We start from the raw sequence: 23094 nt of genomic DNA on the forward strand, positions 1-23094 counted from the left end.
CCGAATGAACACCTACCTCGTCGGCGGCGCCGTCCGCGACAGCCTGCTCGGGCAACCGCCCGGCGACCGCGACTGGGTCGTGGTCGGCGCCACGCCGCAGCGGATGCTGGAGCTGGGCTACAAACAGGTCGGCCGCGATTTCCCGGTGTTCCTGCATCCGCACAGCGGCGAGGAATACGCGCTGGCGCGTACCGAGCGCAAGTCCGGGCGCGGCTACCACGGCTTCGTGGTCGACGCCGACCAGTCGGTGACGCTGGAAGAAGACCTGCAGCGGCGCGACTTCACCATCAACGCGATCGCCCGCGACGAGGACAGCGGCAAGCTGGTCGATCCGTATGGCGGCGTGCGCGACATCGAACGGCGCGTGCTGCGCCACATCGGTCCGGCCTTCGGCGAAGACCCGCTGCGCGTGTTGCGCGCAGCGCGCTTCATGGCGCGGCTGGCGCCGCTGGGTTTCAGCGTGGCGCCGGAAACCCTGGCGCTGATGCGCGCGATGGCAGCCAGCGGCGAACTGGACACGCTCGTACCCGAGCGCGTGTGGCAGGAGCTGCGCCGCAGCCTGGCCTGCGCACAGCCCTCGGCGTTCCTGCGCACCCTGCACGACGCCGACGCGCTGCGCAGCGTACTGCCGGAACTGGACGCGCTGTACGGCGTGCCGCAGCGCGCCGACTACCACCCCGAGATCGATACCGGCCGCCATCAGGAACTGGTCAGCGACATGGCCGCGCGGCTCGCGCCGGGCGACGCGCTGATCGGCTTCGCCGCGCTGACCCACGACCTGGGCAAGGCACTGACCCCACCCGCGGAATGGCCGAAGCACGTGATGCACGAACAACGTGGCGTGGCCCCGCTGCGCGCGCTGTGCGAACGCCTGAAGCTGCCGCAGGAGCACCGCCAGCTGGCCGAGATCGCCTGCCGCGAGCACTTGAACGTGCATCGCCTGGCAGAGCTGCGCGACCGCACCGTGCACGAACTGCTGCAGCGCTGCGACGGCTTCCGCAAGCCCGAACGCATCGCGCAGCTGGCGCTGGTGTGCGAAGCCGACAAGCGCGGCCGCCTCGGCAGCGAAGACGCCGACTACCCGCAAGGCCGCGAACTGCAGCGCCTGCACGCCGCGGCGCTGGCGGTCAACGCCCGCGACCTGGCCGCGCAGGGCCTGAGCGGCCCGCAGATCGGCGAGGCGCTGGCGAAGGCGCGGATCGCCGCGATCGCTGTCGCGCGCAGCAAGACAGCAATGAACTGAAGCAATTGCGAAGAAAAGCGAATAAAGGCGTTTTTTCTACGAAAAAGACCACGCAGCGCATTGACTATGATAATTCCATCACAATACGCTAGATGCCACTACAGGAGTCATTGAAATCCGAGCGATAGCCAGCGTTTGAATTTCACTTTTTATTCCACTCCGAAGGGCTGAAATGAAAAAATACTTAATCCCCGCCGCAGTGGTAATTTCGATTTTTTTCGCTGCACTCTATTTTCCCGCATTTCACCTAAAAAAAATAAACAATGAAATTCATCCAGACAAAAAGAGCGCTGACCTCGCGATTTCATCCTCCATCCAAAATGCAGAAAAAAATAAATTTGACTCAGGCAATGCCAACCCAATCAAAGCATCGCGTTCCACAGAATATTACCTGAAATTCGAAAGCATAAAACACAAAGCGACCGAAGGGGATCCCAAAGCGCAGTTCGAGTTATCTAAAATTTATGACCGGTGCTTTCCGGTAAGTGTTTCATCAACGAAATTCTTATCCGGCATAAAAGCCATGGCTGCCCAGGCCGGCAATGCTGCAAGCGCCATGAACGCAACGGCAAAACGCATTGCAGATGACTGTGCATTGATCGAAGGGGGATCAATAATTCCACTCGAAGCACAGATAGAATGGCTAAAAGCAGCTGCCGCATCAGGAAATATTTCCGCAAAAATAAAATTGCGCAATATATACCCTGCCGAATCGAAAGAAAATATATCTGAACTGATAAATGAATCCATAAAAAGCAAGGATCCCGAAGCAATATTCGAACTCAGGGAGTTACTCTCACAACCACAGGAATCCGACCTTGGTGAATTTGAACCGGTTTCCGGCGATGCCATATCAGCATATGCCTGGGGCATCGTTGCATGCCAAATGGGTGCGGAATGCGGAGCTGAATCTGCGATCGTTGATGGGTATTGCTTGAATGGTGCTTGCGGCTCCAATTATGAGCAATTGGTTAGCAATTATTTACTCCCAAACGGCGCAAAAAATAAACTAAACGAAAAGATAGATTACATTAACCGCATAATGAGTCGGCCCTGAAGAATCCCCGTCAGGAGAGGACCGCCGCAACGACTGCGGTGGATTTCGCCATCGGCGCGAGCACGCTGGCTCGGAGCCAAGCACGCAAAAACGCGATCCACGGCCTGCGCGCCTTGCCCTTGCCGATGCACTCCACCTCCGGAGGCGGCTGTCGGTGGGATGGGCGATGGCTTTCTCCTGCACCGTGCTGTCCACGATCGCCCGCGACAGCTCGCGCACATCGACCGCCTTCATCGCCTTGGCCGCGTGGATCGTCTGCGCCAGCAGTTCCTCCATCCCGGCCTCGCCCAGGCGCTGGCGCCAGCGCGTGAGCAAACTGGGGTCGCAGGGCAAGCGCGTCTGGAAGAACACCTCCCCGGTGAAGAACTGCAAGTACGGGTTCTCCAGCCAACGCGCGCACACCGCCTCGTCGGACAGGGCGTAGGCGTGCTTGAGGTAGGGCAGCCCAGCCATCAACCGGATCGGAAAGGCCGGACGGCCACCGCGCAACGGATCAGCCGATAGGCGCGCCGACAGGGCCTGCTCCAACGCCGACCAGGGCATCGCGGCGCTCAACCGCGCCAACGGATGGCGCAGGTCGATCTGATTCTCCAGGCGAGAACGGAACAGCTCCTCGGCAGGACGATCATCAGCGGCGGGACGACGGTGGCGCATGCTCGGAAAATGCAAGAAAACCGCAGATAGCCTAGCGAAAAATGGCAAGCACAGCACGCCTCATCATGCTTCCAGTGCTTGTTCTACAAGGCGATGCGGGGTTCTTCAGGGGCGACGGATTAGTTTTTGCTTGCACTCAAGCTCTATGCTTGGCGCATCCAGGCTACTCCACCGCCCCAGCAATCCAGGTCTGTCGCACCTGCAGCGCGTCGTCGAGCAGCACCAGGTCGGCCTGGTAGCCGGGCGCGATGCGGCCGTAGCGGTCGTCCAGGCCCAGGCATTGCGCCGGGTACAGCGAGGCCATGCGCGCGGCTTCGTCCAGGCTCACGCCCAGCCACTGCACGCTGTTGCGGACCGCGCTGGCCATGTCCAGCGCCGAGCCGGCCAGGGCGCCGGCGGCATTGCGGACCACGCCGTCCACCGCGGTGATGGTTTCGCCGTACAGGTCGAAGCTGGGGCTGTCGGCGCCGACCATCGGCATCGCGTCGGTGACCAGGAACAGCGTGCCGCGCGGCTTGGCCGCCAGCGCCACGCGCAGGCTGGCCGGGTGCACGTGCACGCCATCGACGATCAGGCCGCACCAGGCGTTTCGGTCTTCCAGCGCTGCGCCGACCGCGCCGGGATCGCGTCCCTGCAGCGGCGACATCGCGTTGTACAGATGGGTGAAGCCGCACACGCCCGCATCCAGGCCGGCGCGGATCTCGTCGTAGCTGCCGGCGGTGTGGCCGGCGAACACGCGCGCGCCGGCGCCCGCCAGGGTGCGGATACTCGCGGCCGGCAGCCGTTCCGGCGCCAGCGTGATCAGGGTGACGCCGTTGTCCAGCGAGGTGGCCAGCGCCAGTTCGGCGGCATCGGGCACGCGGAACTTGTCCACGTTGTGGGTGCCCTTGCGCGCCGGCGCCAGGTACGGCCCTTCCAGGTGGATGCCGAGCACGCCCGGCACGCCTTCGGCGATGGCCTGGCGGGTCGCGGCGATCGCCGCGCGCATCACCTCCAGGTCGTCGCTGATCAGCGTCGGCAGGTAGCCGGTGGTGCCGTAGCGGCGATGCGCCTGGCCGATGCGGCGCAGCGCGGCGACGTCGGTGCTGTTGTTGAACAGCACGCCGCCGCCGCCGTTGACCTGCACATCGATGAAACCCGGCAGCAGCGTGCCGCCGCCCAGGTCCAGTTGCGTCGTTGCCGCAGCCACGCGCGCGTCGCCGTCGTCGAGCACGGCGGCGATGCGCCCGCCGTCCAGCAGCACGCTCACGCCATCGAGGAGGCCGTCCTGGCCGAGCACCCGCGCATTGCGCAGCGCCGTCGTCGTCATTACACCGTCTCCGTCACTTTGTTAAGATGCGGCGGCAGGTCCGGGTTGTAGCCGCGGCGCAGCGCCAGCGCGTTGATCGCGCGGTAGAAGCTCTGGATGGTCAGCAGCGGCGCGCACACCGGGTGCGGCGCGGCGACCAGCGGCAGATCGCCGTCGGCACTGGCCAGCCACACCTGCGCGCCGCGGCCGCGGAATTCCTCGGCCAGGCTGCGGGTGCCGGCGCCGGTGTCGTCCGGCTGGGCGAAGGCCAGCACCGGGAAGCCGGGGCCGACCAGCGCCATCGGCCCGTGCTTCACTTCCGCCGAGCTGTAGGCCTCGGCATGCAGGCCGCAGGTTTCCTTGAACTTCAGCGCCGCTTCCTGCGCAGCGGCCAGGCCCAGGCCGCGGCCGAGCACGAACAGGTTGTGCGCATCGACCAGGCCGTCGGTGAGCGGCCGCCAGTCGGCCTGCCACGCGGCGCGCAGCGCCTGCGGCAGTGCGTCGAGCGCGGCGAGCAGCGCCGCATCGTTCTTCCAGTGCGCGCCGAGTTGCAGGATCGCCGCCAGCGAGGCCAGGTAGCTCTTGGTCGCCGCCACGCTCTTCTCCGGGCCGGCGCCGAGCGCGATCACCGTGTCGGCCAGCTGCGCCAGCGGCGAATCCTCGACGTTGACCAGCGCCACCACGCGCGCGCCGGCGGCCTTGGCGGCCTCGGCGTTGCGCAACAGGTCCGGGCTCTTGCCGGACTGCGAGATCACCACGTACAGCGCGCCGCGCAATTGCAGCGGCGAGGCGTACACCGATCCCACCGACGGCGAGGCCGAGGCGGTGACCACGCCGAGTTGGGTCTCGAACAGGTACTTGGCGTAGGTCGCGGCGTGGTCGGAACTGCCGCGCGCGCAGGTGACCACGAACGGCGGAGGATCGGCACGCAGCGAAGCGGCCAGCGCGCTGACCACGGCATGGTTGCGCGCGAACTGCGCGGCGACCACGTCGGCGGTTTCCGCGGCTTCGCGGAACATCAGGGTTTCGGTTTCGGTGGGCAATGCCATGGGCAGGGTCATGTCGGATCGGGGGAAGGAGGGCGGCGGGACTGCGGCTGCATCGGCGCGGTGGAGCCGCGCACCACCAGTTGCGGCACGAAGCCCTGGTTGTGCATCGGCGCTGGATGCTCTTCGTAGGCGTCGCTGCGCAGTTGGCTGATCAGCAGCCGTGCGGCGTGACGCGCGATGTCTTCGGTGGCCTGCTTGGCGGTGGTCAGCGCCGGCCACGACTGGCGCGAGAACGGGCTGTCCTCGAAGCCGGCGATGGAAAGGTCGTAGGGCACGTTCATGCCGGCCGACTTGGCCGCGGCCAGCACGCCGGCGGCGATCTCGTCGTTGGAGCCGAAGATCGCGGTCGGCGGTTCGCGCAACGCCAGCAGCCGCCGCGCGCCGCGGAAGCCGTCGTCGAAGGTGTAGTCGCCGGGCACCACCAGGTGCTTGTCCAGGGTAATACCGTAGTCCTTCAGCGCGGCCTCGTAGCCGGCGTAGCGCTCGCCGCTGGAACGGTGCGAGGTGCCGCCCCACAGGAAGCCGATGCGCTGGTGGCCGAGCTGGATCAGGTGCTCGGTGACCTCGTAGGCGGCGTCGCGGTCGTCGACGTAGACGCAGGGGCCGTCCTTCGGATCTTCGGTGGCGGCGATGATGCGCACGGTCTTGATCCCGCGCGCGCTCAGCGCCGCGACCAGTTCGACGCGCTCGGACATCGGCGCGGTCAGCACCAGGCCGGCCAGGCGCGAACGCTGGGTCCACTCGGCCAGTTCCTCGGCCAGCATCGGCGAGGTCGAATCGCAGGGATGGATCTGCAGGCCGAAGCCGGTCTCGCGGCACGCCGCCAGCACGCCGTTCTGCACGCCGATGATGTGGTACGGATTGGGGTTGTCGTACACCAGCCCGATCACGAACGGGATGCCGCTGCGCAAGTTGCGCGCCGACGGATCCGGTTCGTAATCCAGCTCGGCGATGGCGTGCAGCACGCGCGCGCGCGTGGCCTGCATCACCGACGGTTCGTTGTTGATGACCCGCGACACGGTCTTCAACGACACCCGCGCCCGTTCGGCGACGTCTTTGATGGTGGGTCTACGCATACTGCGGTCCTGCACGTCGGGAAGTACGCCCATGATGCGCGATCAGGCGCGGGCGGCGGCGTGACCGGCGCGGTGGCCGACCAGCGAGTAGAACAGGATGTACAGGTAGCACGGCACCATCAGCAGCAGGAACACCAGTTGGAAATCGAAGTGCTGCTTCAGCACCGCGAACAGCTGCGGGATGATCGCGCCGCCGGCGATGCCCATCACCAGCAAGGCCGAGCCGATTTCCGTGTGGCGGCCCAGGCCCTTGATCGCCAGCGGGAAGATCGCCGGCCACATCATCGCGTTGGCGAAGCCGAGCGCGGCGACGAAACCCACCGACACATAGCCGTGGGTGACGTACGCGCCAGCCGAGAACAGCACGCCGAGCAGTGCCGAGATGCTGAGGTAGCGGGCCTGCGAGATCAGCGTGGGAATCAGCAGCAGGCCGGCCACGTAGCCGGCCAGCATCGCCGCCAGGGTGTAGGAGGTGAACAGCTTGGTGTGGTCCAGCGGCAGGTGGAAGCCGTTGCCGTAGGTGCCGATCGCATCGCCGGCCATCACTTCCACGCCCACGTACACGAACAGGCACAGCACGCCCAGCCACAGGTGCGGGAACTGGAAGATGCTGGTCTTCTGCGCCGGGCTGCCGGCGCCGACCGGCGCGGCGTTGACTTCCGACGCCTTCAGTTCCGGCAGCGGCGAGAACAGCACGCCGATCGCCACCACCACCAGCACGCCGGCCATCACCAGGTACGGCAGGTGGATCTTGGCGGCGAACGCGGTCAGCAGCGCTTCCTTGGTCACCGGGTCGGCGGCCTGCACCTGCGTGGCCAGGTCGCCGACGCCGTGCAGCACCAGCGTGCCGATCAGGAACGGCGCCAGGATGCCGGCGATCTTGTTGCAGATGCCCATCACCGCGATGCGCCGCGCCGCGCTCTCGATCGGGCCGAGGATGCTGATGTAGGGGTTGATCGCGGTCTGCAGCAGCGCCAGGCCGCTGCCGATCACGAACAGCCCGGCCAGCGCGCCGGGATAGAAGCGCTGCGTGGCGAACTGGCCGAACGCCGCCGCGCCCGCCGCCATCACCACCAGGCTCAGCGCCAGGCCCTTCTTCATGCCGGTGCGCTTGAGGATCCACGACGACGGCAGCGCCAGGAAGAAGTACGACAGGTAGAACACCATCAGCACCAGGAACGCATTGACCTCGTTGAGGTCGAATGCCAGCCGCACGAAGGTGATCAGCGGGCCGTTGATCCAGGTGAAGAAGCCGATGATGAAGAACAACAGCCCGACGATGGCGATCGAGGCGTAGGGACTGGCAGGCCGTGCGGTGGTCATGGGCGGGCGGGCTCCGGAAGGGCGCGTGGGTCGGTCGATCAGCGTCGCAGTTCGGCGACGAAGTCGTAGTAGTCGTTGTGGCAATAGGTGTCGGTCAGCTCGATCGCGCTGCCGTCGCGGGTGTAGCCGACCCGCACCACGTGCAGAATCGCCTCGCCTTCCTTCATGCCCAGGTGCCCGGCCAGCCGCGCCGGCAGGTTGATCGCGCGAAAGTACTGCAGCGCGCGCACCACCGGGGTGCCCTGCGCGTCGAGGTAGGCGTACAGCGAATCGCCGATCGCCAGCGGATCGGGCACGGTGCGCTGCGGCAGCACCGCCTTCTCGTAGGCCATGACCCGGCCGTCGGCGCTGCGCAGGCGGGTCAGCGACGCCACCACGGTGTCCGGCGACAGGCCCAGGCGCAGGATCTCTTCGCCGTGGGCGGGGCGCACGCGCCGTTCCAGCCAGCGCGTGCCCGGCTCCAGGCCCTTCATGCGCAGGGTCTCGCTGAAGCTGGCCAGACCACTGAGCTGATGCTGGATATGCGAGGTGATGAAGGTGCCGGCGCCCTGCCGGCGCGAGACCAGGCCCTGTTCGACCAGCGCATCCACCGCCTGGCGCAGGGTCACCCGCGACACCTGCAGCTGTTCGCACAACTGGCGTTCGGCCGGCAAGGCCTCGCCCGGCTTCCACTGGCCGTCCTTGATCGCCTCGACCAGCTTGCTGGCCAGCTGCAGGTACAGCGGGGTCGGCGCGCTCGCGTCCACGGCCAGGCCTGCCAGTCTGGGATCGGCCTCCGGCTTGGGCTTGGTCATCGTGCTGGCTCCAGACCGCATGGATTCATTATGTCCAATATAGTACCAATTCGTGGCCGGTGCACGGGTCAGAGCCGCAGATACAGCCGCCGCCGGTCCATCCACCAGCCCATCGCCCAGCACAGCAGGGTGTAGGCCAGCGCACAGGCCAGGCTGCCCCAGGGACCGGGCAGCAGCCGCTGGAACACCGCGATGCCCAACCATTGGTACAGGTCCATTCCACTGGCGCCGGCCGGGACCAGCCGCAGGCTGATCACGAACAGTTCGGAGAACAGGTAGATCGCCAACGGATTGCGCCCGAGCACGGTGAAGAAGCCGCTGCCCGCCTGCCACCGGCGCACCTCGATCGCCCACAGCAGCGCGCCCAGCAGCAGCAGGTCCAGGCCCACCGTCAGCAGCACGAACGAACCGGTCCACAGCTTCTTGGCCAGCGGGAACCAGGGCTGCCAGGCCAGGGCCAGCAGGGTCAGCGCGATGCCGGCCAGCAGCAGCCAGCGCACCGTGCGCGCCTGCTTGCCGACGCGGCGCACGTACAGGCCGGTCAGGTAGCCGGCGATGACATTGACCGTGGCCGGCAGCGTGCCGAGCAGGCCTTCCGGATCGAAGCCGCCGTCCTTGCGGTACAGCTGCGCCGGATCCAGCAGCCACAGGTCCAGGCGCGTGCCGGCGTTGCCGAGCTTGCTCAGTTCCGCGCCCGGCTGGCCCCACAGGTACAGCGCCGCCCAGTAGCCGAGCAGCAACGCGACGCAGGCGGCCAGCAGCCCGCGCGGCGGCAGCCAGCGGCACAGCAGCGCGGCCAGCGCGTAGCACAGCGCGATGCGCTGCAGCACGCCCGGCACCCGGGTCTGGTCGATCGCGATGAAGCTCCAGCTGCCGTCGGCGCCCTGGTGCACGAACGGAAACCAGTACATCAGGAAGCCGAGCAAAAAGATCAGCGCACTGCGCTTGCCGATCCGGCGCAGGAACGCGCCGAGCGGCTGGCCGCGGTCCAGCGCGAAGCTCATTGCGTTGCCGACCGCGAACAGGAACGACGGGAACACCAGGTCGGCGGCGGTGAAGCCGAACCACGGCGTGTGCCGCAGCTGCACGAACGCATCGGCGCCGGCACCCGGGGTGTTGACCAGGATCATCAGGAAGATGGTCAGGCCGCGGAACACGTCCAGCGACAGGAAACGTTCGCGCGACGGCGCGGCGGCGGGGATGCTCACGGAAGCGGCGTTCATCGGGCATCCACCTGTTGCAGCAGGGTGCGTACCGCGGCGACTGGATCGGTCGGTGCATGCCGCGTGTAGGGCGTCTGCCGGGCAACCCAGTCCCGCTCCCAGGCGCGCAGCCGCTGCTGCAACGCCGCCTCGTCCACGCTGCTGCCGCCGACCGCCGCCGACCGCAGCGCCTGCATCGCCAGCGCCCAGCGCGGCAGGTAGTAGTCGACGTACATGCCCTGCCAGGCCTTGGACGCGTAGTCGCCGAGATTGCCCTCGCCGCCCCACACGCTGACCTGCGCCTTGGCGTCGCGCCGGTAGTAGGCCGCGTCCTGCGGCGTCTTCGCATAGCCTTCGGCAGCGCCGAGCCAGCTCGACAGGGTTTCCTGCTGGCCGCCGACCAGGCCGTCTAGCTGCTGCACCGCCGCCTGCACGCGGGCGAACGCGGCGTCGCCGGCGGCGACGTCGCCGCGCTTGTACGCGGCCACCGCCTGCTGCAACTGCGCGTCCACGCGGCCGGTCGCGTAGTGGCGGGCGAAGTCGACCAGGTCGTAGCGGTACAGCGGCGCGTCGGCGTACTCCGGCGCCAGCGCCAGCAACTGATCCAGCGCGCGGCGCAGGCGCGGCGGATCGCCGGGCGCGCCTTCGAATTCGCCAATGTCCAGCGTCGGCCGCTTGAACAGCAGGTAGGCGCCGGCATGGCTGCGCCACCAGCGTGGCGTCCAGTAGCGGGTGGACAGCACCGACGCCTGCAGATCGTCCCAGGCCGCACGCAAGGCCGGCGAAGTATGTCCGTAGCGGGCGCGGGTGTAGTCGCCGAGCCAGTCCTGCAGCGAACGCTGCTGCCCACCCCAGGCCAGCGCGTACATGTATTCGTAGACCACCGAGTTGGTGTGCAGGCCTTCGGGGAACGCGCCGAAGCCGACCAGTTGCTGCTTGTCCTTGTCCGCGAGCAGCGCGCGCAGGTCGTCGCGGTAGAACGCCAGGTCGCCGTACACCGGATTGCTGCCGCCGTAGTTGTGCACGTAGCCGTAGATCCACTGCTTGCCGTCGAACGCGTCGGACAGTTTCCAGGTGCCCGGATAGCGATCGTTGCCGATGTCCAGCACCAGCAGCTTGTCGTTGGGCACCTCGCGCAGGAACGCGGCGATCGCCTGCGGCGTCCAGAAATGGCGGTCGGCGCCGAACAGCCAGCCCTGCATCACCCACACCGCATCGGGGTTGGCGCGATGGATCGATTCATACAATGCGCGGCCGTAATCGGCAAGGCGCTTGTCGCGCTGCGCCGGCGACACTTCGGGCGGCGTGGTCTTGGCGGTATTGGCGGTGCTGTCGCCGTAGCTGGCCAGGCGCGCGTCGCTGCCGTCGGCGGCGATCGGCGGCAGCATCTCGTTGAATGCATCGGCCAGGTAATAGGTGCCCTTGCCGTACGTGCGGTCGTAGAGCTGGATGAAACGCTGCGCGATCTTGGCGAACAACGGGTCGGCCGGATCCAGCCAATAGGTTTCGTGGAAGCCTTCCCAGGCGCGCATGCGGTAGATGCGCGCCTGCGGATGCGCCTGCGCGAACGCCTTCGGCACGTAGCCGGCGAAGGCCGGCAGCACCGGCTTCATGCCCAGCGCGCGCATGCGCTGCAGGATGCGCTGCTGCAGCGCGTGCTTGTCCTCGATCCACTGCTGCGGCAACGGCGCGTCGTAACCTTCGATGTTGCCCATGCGCTGCCACGGCGCAAACGCCGGGCCGGAGAAATACTGCGCCAGGTCCGCGTCGCTCACCCCGAACTCGCGCCACAGCGCCTGCCACACGTAATCCTGGCCCTCCATCGCCAGCGGCATGTCGATGCCGTGCAGCGCCATCCAGTCGATCTCGCGTTCCCAGCGCGCCCAGTCCCACCACGGCGTGGTGTAGCCATAGGTGCATACGTTGAGATAGGCGCGGTAGGCGAACGGGGTGACCACGCGTTGCCCGTTGAAATCGGCATAGGCCGCAGGCAGCGCCACCCGGCTGCCCTCCCAGCTCACCGAGGCGGCGCCGATCGATTGCAGATAGCTGTACGCGCCGTGCGCCAGCGCCACTTCCGAGGAGGCGGACACGCGCAGCGTGCCGGCCTCGGCGGCGACCTGGTACCAGTCGTTGCCGTTGCCGCGCGGCTGCCGTTGCAGCGCCAGCGCAGCGGCGCGCGGGCCGAGCGTGCGCAGCAGCACGCCGCGCGCGGCCTCGCCTTGCGTGTCCTGCGCTGGTGCCGCAACCGCGGCCGGCGCCAGCAGCATGCAGGCCAGCAGCAACGCGGCCTGCCCGGGGATCGGCAATGCGCACACGAAGCGCAGCAAGGCACGCGCGTGCGGGAAGGCATGGCGGAAAACTCGCTTCATTCGGTCAATACTCCACTATCGCGACATCGTCGAAGCCGAAAGGCATTCCGGCCGTCACCTGCATCACCACCGCCAGCACCCGTTCGCCGTCCGCAGGCGGCAGGCGCAGTTGCGCCCGCTGCCCCGCGGCCACGCGCACGACCAGTCGTCGGTCCAGATACACCTGCGCCGCACCGGTGGCACGACCCAGCCGCAGCACGCCGCCGCGCTGCTGGATCCCGGCCCACGGCTTGAACGCGGTGCGGTACAGCACATAGCCATCGCGCTCGGCGCGCGTCTCCAGGTTGCCCGGCTGGCAGAAGCTCCAGCTGTTGTTGTCGTTGGGTGCGCGCGGCAGCGCCGGATCCGGCGGCGCGGCGAACGGCAGCGTGCGCCGCCAGCCGGGCACCACCATCGCCGCGGGCGCCGGCGGCAGCGACGGCGGTAAGGCCACCGCATCCAGGCCGATCGTGACCTGCGCAGCCCGCAGGCCCGGCGCGCGCGCCTCGATGCGCAGCCGGCGCTGGCCGGTGCCGGCTTCGACGACGGCCTGCGCCAGGCCGTTGAACAACTGCACCTGCGGCACGTTATCGGCCGCATGCCGATTCGGATCGCCGTTGCCGACGCCGAGCAGGCGCCCGCCGTCGACCTGCAGCGCGATCTGCGCAGCGGCGAACGGCACGTGGCGGCCCTGCGCATCCACCGCTTCCAGAGTGATCGGTTGCGCGTCGCGGCCATCGCCGCGCATCCGCGCACGATCCGGGATCAGCCGCAGCGCGACCGCCGCGCCGACCGTCTGCACCCGCTGCCGCGCCACTTCGCGGCCGTCGCGATAGGCCACCGCCTCCAGCACGCCCGGCGCGTACGTCACCTGCCAGGCGTTCATCTCGATCCGGTCCACCGCCTGCCGCCCCTGCGACTGCCAGTTGAGCCACAGCTCCACCTGCTGCGCGTTGCAGAACGCCATCACCTTGATTGGCGTGCCCTCGCGGCCCGGCCAGTTCCAGTGCGGCAGCAGCTGCAGCACCGGCGCATCGTCGATCCACTGCGCCTGGCGCAACCAATACGCGCCCTTCGGAAAACCGCACAGATCCATGATGCCGAAGAACGAGGACAGCGACGGCCATTCGAACGGGGTCGGCTCGCCGCGGTAGTCGAAACCTGTCCAGACGAAACCGCCGGCCAGATACGGGCGCTCGTCGATCAGTTTCCAGGACCTGCGATGGGTGTTGCCCCACGGCGCGGCGACCGAGTCGTCCTCGGCGATGACGTGCGCGGCCATGTCGGTGAACCAGGCGCCACGGGTCTGGAACGCGCTGGTGTCCTCGCTGGACAGCAGCGGCTTGTGCGGCATCGCCGCGCGCACCCGGTCGTAGTTGAACTGGCGGTAGTTGAAGCCGACCACGTCCACCGCGTCGGCGGCGTTGCGCTGGGTCAGCATGCCGTCGTTCATCGCCGCGGTCACCGGCCGGCTGTCGTCCAGCTCGCGCACCAGCGCCACCGCGCGACGCACCATTTCGTAGCCGGCGACGGTGCCCTGCATCGGCTCCTCGTTGAACACCGACCACAGGAACACGCAGGCATGGTTGCGGTCGCGGCGCACCAGCCAGCGCAGTTGCGCGGCGTAGTCGGGCGCGGGATTGAACACGCGGTTCTCGGCCATCACCAGCATGCCCAGGCGATCGCAGACATCGAGCAGTTCGCTGGCCACCGCGTGGTGCAGGCGGATCGCATTGCAGCCCAGCGCCTTGAGTCGGCGGATGCGGAACTCCAGCAGGCTGTCGGGCACCGCCACGCCAACCCCGGCATGGTCCTGGTGCAGGCAGGCGCCCTTGATCTTGAGCGGCCGCTCGTTGAGGAAGAAGCCGTACTGCGCATCGAAGCGCAGCGTGCGAAAGCCGATCGCGCACTCGCGGCGGTCGCGCTCGCGGCCAGCGCTGCGCAGCACCGTCACCACCCGGTACAGATGCGGCGCCGCCACGTCCCAGCGCTGCGGCTGCCGCACCTGCAGTTCGACCTGCGCCAGCGCCTGTGCCAGCGCGCCGACCTGCACCGCGGTGCTGCCCTGCGCCACTAACGTGCCGTGCGCGTCGTACAGCGCCACCTCCAGCGCCGCCACGTCAACCTGCTCGCCGGTATTGGCGAGCGTGACCGCGACCGGTAGCGTCCACTGTGCGTCGCTGCCGATCCGCGGCACCGCATGCACGCCGTCGCCGACGATATGCAGCGCATCGCGCACCGCCAGCCAGGTGTGCCGATAGATCCCGGCGCCCTCGTACCACCAGCCGTCCATCGCCTCGGCATCCACGCGCACCGCGATGCTGTTGAGGTCCTGGCCGTAGCGCGCGATCGCGCTCAGGTCGATGGCGAACCCGTCGTAGCCGCTCCAGCTGCGCGCCATCAGCAAGCCGTTGACCCACACCGTGGCGCGGGTGGAGATGCCGTCGAAGCGCAGCTCCAGCGCCTTGCCGCGCTGCGCCTCGTCCAGCCGCAGGCTGCGCCGGTACCAGGCGATGCCGCGACGGCGATAGCCCTGCGCCACATTGGCGCTGGCCTCGATCGGCTGCTCGATGGCGAAATCGTGCGGCAACCGCAGTTGCCGCCATTGGCTGTCGTCGAAATCGCCGGCGGCCGCGCCCCAGGCCTTGCCGGCCTTGGCATTGTCGTAGCTGGCGTCCTGGCCGCTGATCGGCGGGAACGGAATGTCGCCTTCATGGAAGCGCCAGCCTTCGTCCAGGCACAACAGGCCGGGATCCACTGCCAGCGTCAACGTCGGCACTGCCGCGGCGGCGGTGCCGGTCGTGCCAGCGGCCATGCCGGCCTGCGCCGCGCTGCCCGCCCAGCTCAACCGCGGCGCCGCCAGCAGCAGGCCGGCACCCGCGCCGCCTGCCAGGAATTCTCGTCGTTGCATGCGCTTGCCCTGAAACCTGTGAATGCGATCGGGATGGGCCACGTCGTCCTGCCCGGCGCCAGCGCGGCGCCGGGCAGGCTGCGGTCTATCCTGCAAGCGACCGCAGCGGCGTCACAGGATGTCCCACTGCATCGACACGTAGAAGCTGCGGCCGGTGACGCCGGTCATCTGCCAGCGGCTGCTGATGTCCTTGTACGCCTCTTCCTTCTTGTCGGTCAGGTTGAGTGCGCCGAGCTGGAAGCTGAGCTTGTCGGTGGCCTGGTAGCCGAGCACCGCGTCGAGCTGGGTGCGCGCCTTCATGGTATGGCCTTCGCGGGCGAAGAAGCTGTCGCTGCTGTCCTGCTCGTACTCGCTGCGGTGATTCAGCGACAGGCGTGCGGAGAACATCGCATTCTCCCAGTAGCCGGTGGCGTTCCAGGTCTTCTCCGACAGGTTGCGGATCTGGAAGTCGGTGTCGCGCTGCGGGAGCACCCGGGTGAAGTTGGCGGTCAGGCCGAAGCCCTGGATCGGCAGCCACGCATCGAACGATTGGGTCCAGCCCAGCTCGTAGCCCTTGATCTTGACCTTGCTCGGATCGTTCTGGGTGGCGGTGATCTCGTAGATGTTGCCGTTGCCGTCCACGCAGTCGCCGGAGCTGTTGCCGGACAGCGCCGCACCGTTGAACGTGGTCGGGCAGACGATGCTGTTGAAGGTGCCGTTCTTGACCTGTTTCCAGAAGCCGGCCAGGGTCAGGCCGCCGCCTTGGCCGTAGTACCACTCCAGGCCCAGGTCGGCCTGGTTGGCGGTCAGCGCCTTCAGGTCGGTCTGGCCCAGCGACACGTCGTAGGTGGTGGTGCCGCCGGTGTTGGTGCCCGAGGAGATGGTGCTGGCGATGGCGGTGTTGCTGTCCAGGATCGGCCGCACCAGCACCTTGCCCGCGGCGAAACGCAGCAGCAGGTCTTCGCGCATGTCCAGCACCAGGTTCAGGCTCGGCAACCAGTTGTGGTACTCGTACGGCGCACGCGCAGTGCCGACCACCTCGTTGGCGTCCTCGCTGTATTGCGAGGCGGTGGTCAGGTAGGTGTCGGTGGTGCGCTTGGTGTTCTCGTAGCGCACCCCGACATTGCCGCGCAGGCGCATGCTGCCCAGTTCGGTGTCGATCTTGGCCAGCGCATAACTGGAGAAGATGTCGTTGCGGATGTGGTAGCTGGCCTGCGGCGCGAACAGCACCGGCACGGTGATGCCGGAGGCGGCCAGCGCGTCGGCGTAGGCGTACACGTCCGGCGCCACCCAATCGCTCTGCGAGGCCAGGTGGCCGTCGAGGAAGTTGCTGACGCTGGAGCTGGCCGCCGACAGTTCCGGGAACATCACATAACCGGACACCGCGCCGGAGTTGATCAGGTACAGGAAGTCGCGGCGCCAGACGTTGCGGTCGAAGGTCTCGCGGCGGAACTTGGTGCCGAACTTCACCGAGTCCAGGAAGCCGGCGCCGACATAGCGCTCGGCATCGAACTGCAGCGACCATTCCTTGTTGCTGAGCTTGGTGATCGCACCGTTGGGATATTCGTCGCGCACCAGATTGGCCTGGTTCCAGGCGCTGGCGTCGTCGGCGTCGGCATCGGTGGTCAGCGAGATCGCGCCGGGGTTGGACATGTCGAACAGCGTCGCGGTCGGCTTGCGGCCGAGGATCACCGCGCGCTCGTCCTCGTCGGTCTTGCCTTCGGTGTAGTTGGCCACGCCGCTGAAGGTCCACGCATCGCCCTTCCACTTCGCGTCCCAGGTCAGCAGTTGCGAGGTGAGATCGTGGCGCTCGAGCTGGCGGTTGTTCTCCAGCCAGTAGTTGGACGCCGACACTTTGGTCGCGGTCAGGCCGTCGGTTTCCAGCACGCTCTGCGAGTTGCGCTCGAAGGAATAGACCAACTGGTTCATGTCGTTGTCGGTCTTGTCCTGCGAGTACAGCGCCGTCAGGTTCATCTCCAGCCGGTCGTTGGGCTTCCACTGCAAGCCGGCGGTGAGCATCTTGCGGTCGGTCTCGCGCTCGATCGAGCGGTAGCGCGGGCGTCGCGGGATGTACAAGGTGCCGTCGTCGGTGTCCTGGGTGAACCAGCGGTCGATCCACAGGTAGTCGGCGCGGTCCTTGAGCTTCTGGTAGCCGGCGTTGACGAACACGCCCAGTTCGCCACCGTCGGCGAGGTGGAACTGGTCGATGTAGGTGAGCACCGCCTTCGGCGTCGGCGCGCCGCCGGCGAATTCGGAGTACTGCTCCTTGGCCGACAGGATCAGCTTGCGTTCCTTGTAGTCCAGCGGCTTGGTGGTCTTGATGTTGACCGTGCCCGACAGCCCGCCGGCGTCCATGTCCGCCGACGGCGACTTGATCACCTCGATCGCCGCGGCCACTTCCGGCTGGATGATGTCGTAGCGGAAACCGTCGGTGAAATCGGCGCTCTTGATGGTCTGGCCGTTGATCGTGGTGGCCGAATACTGCGGGCCCAGGCCGCGGATGCTGATGGTTGAACCGCGGCCGTTGATGGTGGAAATCTGCACGCCGGGAATGCGCTGGATCGCCTCGGCGATGTTCTCGGCCGGGAACTTGCCGATGTCCTCGGAGGAGATGCCGTCGGTCATGCGCGCGTCTTCGCGCTTGTTGTCCAGCGCGGTGATCAGGCTCTTCTGGTAGGAACTGGTGACGGTCACGGTATCGAGCTGGGAGATCCCGTCGGATGCCGGCGCTTGCTGCGCCTGCGCGCCGGCACTGAGCAGACCGAGCGCGATGGCGGTGGCGAGGACGGACAGGGAACAGCAGTGCGGACGGGAGCGGGCGACTTGTGGCATTGGGCTATCCTGGTTGATGGCTGATCGGCACGACGACGTCTGACGCCCAGTGGCAGCGATCGGCAGGCAACACCCTCCATTGCGCCCGACGCGACGCGCAGGACGATGCCATCCGTGCGGGCACGGAGTCGATGAAGCGTGCTGTCTGTTGCTGCGCCTTGTGTCGCGGAAGGCGCGTCCCCGTCCCTACCCCGGAGCGGGCGATTGCATGCTGCTGCTGGACTGATCGACCCCGAATTGGCAAAGACCAATTCCAGGCGCATCGATTCTTATGGTCTTAGAAAGATTGTGTCAACGCTGCAATGCGCGCAATCGCAAAAATGGCGCCTTGACTCGCCCCTGAGTCCGAAAAATATTTTTATAATCAGTTACTTGAAAATATAAAATATTTTCTGTACGGCCACTTTCACGCATCGTTGTCACGATACCTATGGGGCACCAATTCTACGAATGAGACCAATTTTCTGCACCACGACATGATTGCGCCGCGTTCTCATTTGCGCCGCGCCGCCCGCGCCGCGACGATCCTCATAACCCTTTGATCTATATAAATTCCTGAGCGCGTTGGCGGCCGCCTCCCGGTATCGACATGCAGTGCGCATGGCTGGACCAGCACCAGACGAATTTCCCGGCCAGGACTTGACATCGTTGTCATAACCTCACAGGAATCGATGCGCACGCGGCTGGGGCTGCGCATGCGCGGCGCAAACGCAGGATGTGCAGCGTTCGCGCAGATCCCGGCGTCAGCATCGACCGGGGGCCGGTATCGGCTATGCGGTCAGCGAGCAATGATCGCTGCAGATGGACGCGCAGAACTTGCTCGACGAGTAATGCTTCCAATACCCCGGCGACAAGCACCATCCCTGCCGGGCGCTACCAGAAGGCCGCCGCTACATGGCAACCACGCTGCACTCAAAGTTCTGAGCCCGATCCGGCACTCGGCTGCAGCAGGAACCACGCTTTCTGTAGGAGCGGCTTCAGCCGCGACAGGTTGCTAAAGCTGCTGCGATTCCAGGCCTTTGCTTGGTCCATCTGTCACGATCGCTTCTGAAGCCCGGCAACTGGACGGCTCCGCGCGTCGCGACTGAAGTCGCTCCCACAGGAGACTTGCGACGAGCCGGCCGGGTGCACTGTGGGAGGGACTTCAGTCCCGACTGTCTCCGAGGTCGGATAGCTGGATGGCTTCGTTCGTCGCGGCTGAAGCCGCTCCTACAGGAAGCTTGCTACCGACTCGCCGGTTGCACTGTAGGAGCAACTTCAGCCGCGACCGACAGCATGGGGCGCTTGCCGATGCCGAGCGCTGTCCGCGCCAAAGCCCCTCGCGCAGCACAGCGCAAGGCGATGACGCGCCGTCGCAGCACGGCTCACTTGGCGAACTGCACGTGACCCTCGACGAAGTACACGCCCTTGTCGCCCTGGCTGGGCAAGGCCTTCAGCGTATCGGTCACGACCTGGCCGCGGATGTCGGTGAGGCGGATCTCCAGCAATTGCGCGCCCATCTTCTCGCCGACGAAATGGTTGTAGGGCATCTTCGGCAGACTGACCCACTCGCCGTTCTTCTTGTACTCGAACTTGACCACCGGATACAGGTGATTGCGCACCTGGATGGCCGCCCAAGACTGCGAACTGCCTTCCTTGATCCGGTACACCACGTTGCCACTGATCGGCGCCGCGACCACCTTCCAGCTGATCGGAATATGCCCGGCGCTCACCTCGCCGATCGCAGCGAAGGCGTTGGGCGACAGGTCCAGGCCGCAATTGCGCCCCTCTGGATACAGATCGGTGACGTAGACCGTGGCAGTGCCGCGCGGCCCTTGCACCTGCAGGAAGGCGCCGGCCAGCGCGGCGGAAACGCCGCCGTAGTTCATCTGCTTGGGGTTCAGCGCGGCGATCATCATCTTGGGCGGAATCGGGTCCAGCAGCGCGGCACCGCCGGAATAGCCCGAACCGGTGTAGGTCGCAGTGCCCTTGCAGATGCCGTTCCATGCGGCGGCGGCGGGCGCGGCGATGACGACCAGGCACAGCCCGGCGAGCAGGGGGAGGTTTCGTGAGATGCTGGGTCTATGCACATGGATTCTCCAGGACGAAGGGGGGCCTTCCACTGGTGCAGGGGACAGAGGCCTGCACCGCAGGCAGCGCGGTGCACACAAACCCGCTACTGCATGTGCTACCCAGCATATGCCGGACATCAGGCCGGCACCTTGCATCATCACGAAGAATCGGCCCCTTGGCGGAAACGCGGGACCGCAGCGCCATGCCCGCACGCCGCGCGCCGACGGTCAGCGGCGCCGCCGCGCGCCGCTCTCCAACCGCCACAGCAGATCGCGCAGCGGGGTGAGCGCGGTGGCCATCCCCGCCGCCACGCCCAGCGCATCGGCCAGCGCGTCGAACGGATCGGCCGACCGCGTGGTGGTCCACGCGCCCTGCGCGAACTCGATGCCGATGCCCAGCAGCAGCAGGCCCAGCGCCGCCCAACGCCAGGCGCGCGGCCCTGCGTAGACCTGCACCGCACCGGCCGCCAGCAGCAGGTAGGCGGTGACATGCTCGACATTGTCGGTGTCCGGCAGGTCGGACAGCTGCGGCGGGTACGGCATCATGCACACGTAGATCAGCCCCAGCACACCCAGCCACCACAGCCCCAACCACAGCCAGGGCCGGCGGAATGCGCGCACCGCCGCCATCACAGCCGCCAGGTCAGGTCGCCGACCAGGAACGCCGGCGCCAGCGACACGTCGCGCTCGAAGCCCATCACCTGGAAGCGCTCGCCCATCTCGCTGGGCAGGGTCAAGCGCTTCACCTGCTCGCGCAGGCGCAGGCGGCCGCGTTCGTCGCTGCGCGCCTCGGCCTCGGCCAGCAGCGCAGTCAGGCCGTTGCCGAGCAGTAAGCTGGCCTGGGTGCAGTAGCCGCCCAGTTCGAAACCGGCGCCGGTGCCGGCCTCGGCCAGCGCGGTGAAGTCCACCGATGCGGTCAGGTCCTGCAGGCCCGGCCACAGATAGGGATCGGCATGGGTGCGATGCCGGTAGAACGCGCGCAGGGTGCCGTCGTCGCGCTGCGGCAGGTAGAACTCGCCGCGCGGATAGCCGTAGTCGACGAACAGCATCGCGCCGCTGCGCAGGCCGCCGGCCACCGCCTGGATCCAGTACGGCAGCTGCGGCAGCAGTTCGGAGCGATAGCCATCGGCGAACGGCGTTTCCAGATCGCGTTCGACATGCCGCACCGCCGCCGCCAGCAACGGATCGGCCGGCTGCTCGCCGCGGCGGAAGCGGCCTTCGCCGTCCAGGGTCACGGTTTCCTCGAACACCTCGCCGTCGCGCAGGGTGAAGCGCGGCGTCGGCAGCGCATCGATCACCTCGTTGGCGAACAGCACCCCGTTCCAGTCGTCCTCGAACGGCCGGTCCAGCCACTCCACCAGGTCGAACACCGGCGGGATCAGCGCACGTTGCAGGCGTTCGCGCTGGCGTTCGCGCAGGTCGGCGCTGGGTTCGAGGATGGCGTAACGCTCGGGCAGCGCGTCCAGCGCCAGCAGGCGCTTGAGCATCACCTCGGCGAACGCGCCGCTCCCGCCGCCCACTTCCAGCATCCGCGCCTGCGGCCCGAGCTGCTGCAGCACCGGGGCCAGCGCGTTGGAGACGGTGGCGGCAAACAGCGGCCCCAGCTCCGGCGCGGTGACGAAGTCGCCGTCCGCGCCGAACTTGCTGCTGCCGGCGCTGTAGTAGCCCAGGCCCGGCGCGTACAGCGCCAGCTCCATGAAGCGCGAGAACGGAATCGCGCCGCCGCCGGCGGCGATCTCGGCGCGCAGATGCGCGGCCAGGCGGTCGCTGTGGGCGAGCGCGTCGGCGTCGGGGGTGGGAAAGTCGATCGGCATGCGGCGCTGGATTGCGTGGACAATGCACAGCATAGCCGAGCGTGGAATGCACACATGACCGAGACCAACGTCGTCCTGATCACCGGCAGCGCGCGCCGCATCGGCGCCGGCATCGCGCGGCGCCTGCACGCGGCCGGCTATCGCGTGGCGCTGCACGCGCGCACCTCGCAGGCCGAGCTGCAGGCGCTGGCCCAGGAACTGGAAGCCGCGCGCGCCGGCAGCACCCTGACCCTGCACGCCGACCTGCGCGACGCCGCGCAGTTGCCGGCGCTGGTGACGCAGTGCGTGCAGCGTTTCGGCCGGCTCGATGCGCTGGTCAACAATGCCTCCACCTTCTACCCCACCCCGCTGGCCGAGGCCACGCCGGCGCAATGGGACGATCTGTTCGCGGTCAACGCGCGCGCGCCGCTGTTCCTGGCCCAGGCCGCGGCCGCGCAACTGCGCGAACACTGCGGCGCGATCGTCAACATCACCGACCTGCACGCCGAACAGCCGCTGCGCGCGCACCCGCTGTACAGCGCCGCCAAGGCCGCGCTGGCGATGCTGACCCGCTCGCTGGCGCTGGAACTGGCGCCGCAGGTGCGGGTCAACGCCATCGCCCCCGGCGCGATCCTGTGGCCGGAAGCCGGCAAGGACAGCGCCGCGCAGCAGGCCTTGCTGGCGCGCACCCCGCTGGCGCGGATCGGCGAGGTCGAGGAAATCGCCGAAGCGGTGCGCTGGCTGCTCGACGACGCCGGTTTCGTCACCGGGCAGACGCTGCGGGTGGATGGGGGGCGGGGATTGAGTTGAGGCCTATCGGGACCGGGGACCGGGGACCCGGAGGTCAGAACACGGCGAGGAACAGAACGTGGCACGCGCCGCAAGCGGAGCGACACACGGCAGTCCTTGTGCTTTTTGTGAATCTCCGATGGGGCGTTAGCAGGTCCCCGGCGACAATGCCCCCGGTCCCCGGTCCCCGGTCCCTGGTCCCGGCTCTCCAAGCGCCACCACCTCAAACGCCTCCCCAAACTGCGCATGCGCCTGCCACAGCGCGCCCAGGCTGCGGCCGCTGAGCGGGTCGACGAAATCGGCGGCGATGTCGGCCAGCGGTTTGAGCACGAAGGCGTGGCGCAGTTCCGGGCGCGGGATGCGCAGGTGGCCGGGGCCTTCGACGATGTGGTCGCCGTAGAAGACCATGTCGATGTCCAGGGCGCGATTGCTGAAACGCGGGCCGCTGCGGTCGCGCCCATGGGCGTCTTCCAGCGCATGCAGCCATGCACACAGCAGTTCCAGCTCCCACTCGGTGTGCAACGACACGGCATTGTTCAGGAACGGCGGGCCGTCGAATCCGACCGCCGCGGTGCGGTAGGTCGGGGACACCACGATCGGGCCGAAACGCTGGCGCAGCGCAGCTATCGCGGCGGACAGATGCTGTTGCGGGCGCACATTGCTGCCCAGGCTGAGGAGCACGATGGTCATGCGATATTCGCG

15 protein-coding genes and 2 pseudogenes are annotated in these 23094 nt (G+C 67.4%); 3 read left to right on the forward strand and 14 right to left on the reverse strand.

Annotated elements, in window-relative coordinates; genetic code table 11:
- The first annotated feature begins 4 nt into the window (after positions 1–4).
- Both KHF85_RS15935 and KHF85_RS15940 read left to right on the forward strand, forming a co-directional pair.
- Positions 5–1243 carry a multifunctional CCA addition/repair protein gene (locus KHF85_RS15935; RefSeq protein ID WP_284567412.1) on the forward strand — a complete coding sequence of 413 codons (1239 nt, stop codon included), beginning with the start codon at positions 5–7 and terminating at the stop codon, positions 1241–1243.
- Positions 1244–1415: 172 nt separating this feature from the next.
- A complete protein-coding gene (locus KHF85_RS15940) occupies positions 1416–2300 on the forward strand; it encodes a hypothetical protein (RefSeq protein ID WP_284567413.1) in 885 nt (294 codons plus the stop codon).
- Between the two features lie 141 nt (positions 2301–2441).
- Here the strand turns inward: KHF85_RS15940 and KHF85_RS15945 are convergent.
- From KHF85_RS15945 to KHF85_RS16005, 13 genes and pseudogenes are all read right to left on the reverse strand, one after another.
- A pseudogene (locus KHF85_RS15945) lies at positions 2442–2954 on the reverse strand (transposase); the annotation flags it as partial.
- A gap of 163 nt (positions 2955–3117) precedes the next feature.
- Entirely contained in the window at positions 3118–4263 is a 1146-nt protein-coding gene (gene nagA / locus KHF85_RS15950; RefSeq protein ID WP_284567414.1) for an N-acetylglucosamine-6-phosphate deacetylase, read from the reverse strand.
- Positions 4263–5291 carry an SIS domain-containing protein gene (locus tag KHF85_RS15955; protein ID WP_284569575.1) on the reverse strand — a complete coding sequence of 343 codons (1029 nt, stop codon included), beginning with the start codon at positions 5289–5291 and terminating at the stop codon, positions 4263–4265. Before KHF85_RS15955 ends, nagA begins: the two co-directional genes overlap by 1 nt.
- Before the next feature lie 8 nt (positions 5292–5299).
- A complete protein-coding gene (locus tag KHF85_RS15960) occupies positions 5300–6367 on the reverse strand; it encodes a LacI family DNA-binding transcriptional regulator (protein WP_284567415.1) in 1068 nt (355 codons plus the stop codon).
- 42 nt (positions 6368–6409) lie between these two features.
- Entirely contained in the window at positions 6410–7690 is a 1281-nt protein-coding gene (locus KHF85_RS15965) for a sugar MFS transporter (protein WP_009606467.1), read from the reverse strand.
- 38 nt (positions 7691–7728) lie between these two features.
- Positions 7729–8451, reverse strand: coding sequence for a GntR family transcriptional regulator (locus KHF85_RS15970; RefSeq protein ID WP_284569576.1), 723 nt, complete (start codon positions 8449–8451; stop codon positions 7729–7731).
- A gap of 101 nt (positions 8452–8552) precedes the next feature.
- Complete coding sequence (locus KHF85_RS15975; protein WP_284567416.1) at positions 8553–9707, reverse strand: acyltransferase family protein; 1155 nt, start codon at positions 9705–9707, stop codon at positions 8553–8555.
- Positions 9704–11956 carry an alpha-N-acetylglucosaminidase gene (locus tag KHF85_RS15980; protein WP_284569577.1) on the reverse strand — a complete coding sequence of 751 codons (2253 nt, stop codon included), beginning with the start codon at positions 11954–11956 and terminating at the stop codon, positions 9704–9706. The genes KHF85_RS15975 and KHF85_RS15980 overlap by 4 nt, the downstream gene beginning before the upstream one ends.
- Positions 11957–12062: 106 nt before the next feature.
- Entirely contained in the window at positions 12063–14948 is a 2886-nt protein-coding gene (gene galA, locus KHF85_RS15985) for a beta-galactosidase GalA (RefSeq protein ID WP_284567417.1), read from the reverse strand.
- A gap of 111 nt (positions 14949–15059) precedes the next feature.
- The gene (locus tag KHF85_RS15990; RefSeq protein WP_284567418.1) at positions 15060–17759 is read right to left on the reverse strand and encodes a TonB-dependent receptor; all 2700 of its coding nucleotides are present in this window, start codon (positions 17757–17759) and stop codon (positions 15060–15062) included.
- Positions 17760–19123: 1364 nt separating this feature from the next.
- Positions 19124–19726 (reverse strand): annotated as a pseudogene (locus KHF85_RS15995) (expansin EXLX1 family cellulose-binding protein); the annotation flags it as partial.
- A 312-nt stretch (positions 19727–20038) separates the two neighbouring features.
- Positions 20039–20440 (reverse strand): VanZ family protein, encoded by a 402-nt coding sequence (locus KHF85_RS16000; protein WP_284567419.1) that lies wholly within the window; start codon positions 20438–20440, stop codon positions 20039–20041.
- Positions 20440–21624: a class I SAM-dependent methyltransferase gene (locus tag KHF85_RS16005; protein WP_284567420.1), complete on the reverse strand. Its 1185-nt coding sequence runs from the start codon at positions 21622–21624 to the stop codon at positions 20440–20442. Before KHF85_RS16005 ends, KHF85_RS16000 begins: the two co-directional genes overlap by 1 nt.
- A gap of 54 nt (positions 21625–21678) precedes the next feature.
- On the opposite strand from KHF85_RS16005, the gene KHF85_RS16010 reads away from it, so the two are divergent.
- Positions 21679–22413: a pteridine reductase gene (locus tag KHF85_RS16010; protein WP_284567421.1), complete on the forward strand. Its 735-nt coding sequence runs from the start codon at positions 21679–21681 to the stop codon at positions 22411–22413.
- Between the two features lie 126 nt (positions 22414–22539).
- Here KHF85_RS16010 and folK read toward each other — a convergent pair whose 3' ends face one another.
- Positions 22540–23082, reverse strand: a complete 543-nt coding sequence (gene folK / locus KHF85_RS16015; protein ID WP_284567422.1) for a 2-amino-4-hydroxy-6-hydroxymethyldihydropteridine diphosphokinase — start codon at positions 23080–23082, stop codon at positions 22540–22542.
- Between the last annotated feature and the right edge of the window lie 12 nt (positions 23083–23094).

The organism is Xanthomonas graminis pv. graminis, from assembly GCF_030168915.1.
Taxonomy (GTDB): Bacteria; Pseudomonadota; Gammaproteobacteria; order Xanthomonadales; family Xanthomonadaceae; genus Xanthomonas_A; species Xanthomonas_A translucens.

Bases quoted from the DNA above. Each gene is read 5' to 3' on its own strand.
- KHF85_RS15935 (WP_284567412.1), top strand. From the start codon at position 5: ATGAACACCTACCTCGTCGGCGGCGCCGTCCGCGACAGCCTGCTCGGG.
- KHF85_RS16005 (WP_284567420.1), bottom strand. From the start codon at position 21,624: ATGCCGATCGACTTTCCCACCCCCGACGCCGACGCGCTCGCCCACAGC.
- KHF85_RS15965 (WP_009606467.1), bottom strand. From the start codon at position 7,690: ATGACCACCGCACGGCCTGCCAGTCCCTACGCCTCGATCGCCATCGTC.
- KHF85_RS16000 (WP_284567419.1), bottom strand. From the start codon at position 20,440: ATGGCGGCGGTGCGCGCATTCCGCCGGCCCTGGCTGTGGTTGGGGCTG.
- KHF85_RS16010 (WP_284567421.1), top strand. From the start codon at position 21,679: ATGACCGAGACCAACGTCGTCCTGATCACCGGCAGCGCGCGCCGCATC.
- KHF85_RS15980 (WP_284569577.1), bottom strand. From the start codon at position 11,956: ATGCTGCTGGCGCCGGCCGCGGTTGCGGCACCAGCGCAGGACACGCAA.
- galA (WP_284567417.1), bottom strand. From the start codon at position 14,948: ATGCAACGACGAGAATTCCTGGCAGGCGGCGCGGGTGCCGGCCTGCTG.
- KHF85_RS15975 (WP_284567416.1), bottom strand. From the start codon at position 9,707: ATGAACGCCGCTTCCGTGAGCATCCCCGCCGCCGCGCCGTCGCGCGAA.
- KHF85_RS15960 (WP_284567415.1), bottom strand. From the start codon at position 6,367: ATGCGTAGACCCACCATCAAAGACGTCGCCGAACGGGCGCGGGTGTCG.
- nagA (WP_284567414.1), bottom strand. From the start codon at position 4,263: ATGACGACGACGGCGCTGCGCAATGCGCGGGTGCTCGGCCAGGACGGC.
- KHF85_RS15955 (WP_284569575.1), bottom strand. From the start codon at position 5,291: ATGGCATTGCCCACCGAAACCGAAACCCTGATGTTCCGCGAAGCCGCG.
- KHF85_RS15990 (WP_284567418.1), bottom strand. From the start codon at position 17,759: ATGCCACAAGTCGCCCGCTCCCGTCCGCACTGCTGTTCCCTGTCCGTC.
- folK (WP_284567422.1), bottom strand. From the start codon at position 23,082: ATGACCATCGTGCTCCTCAGCCTGGGCAGCAATGTGCGCCCGCAACAG.
- KHF85_RS15940 (WP_284567413.1), top strand. From the start codon at position 1,416: ATGAAAAAATACTTAATCCCCGCCGCAGTGGTAATTTCGATTTTTTTC.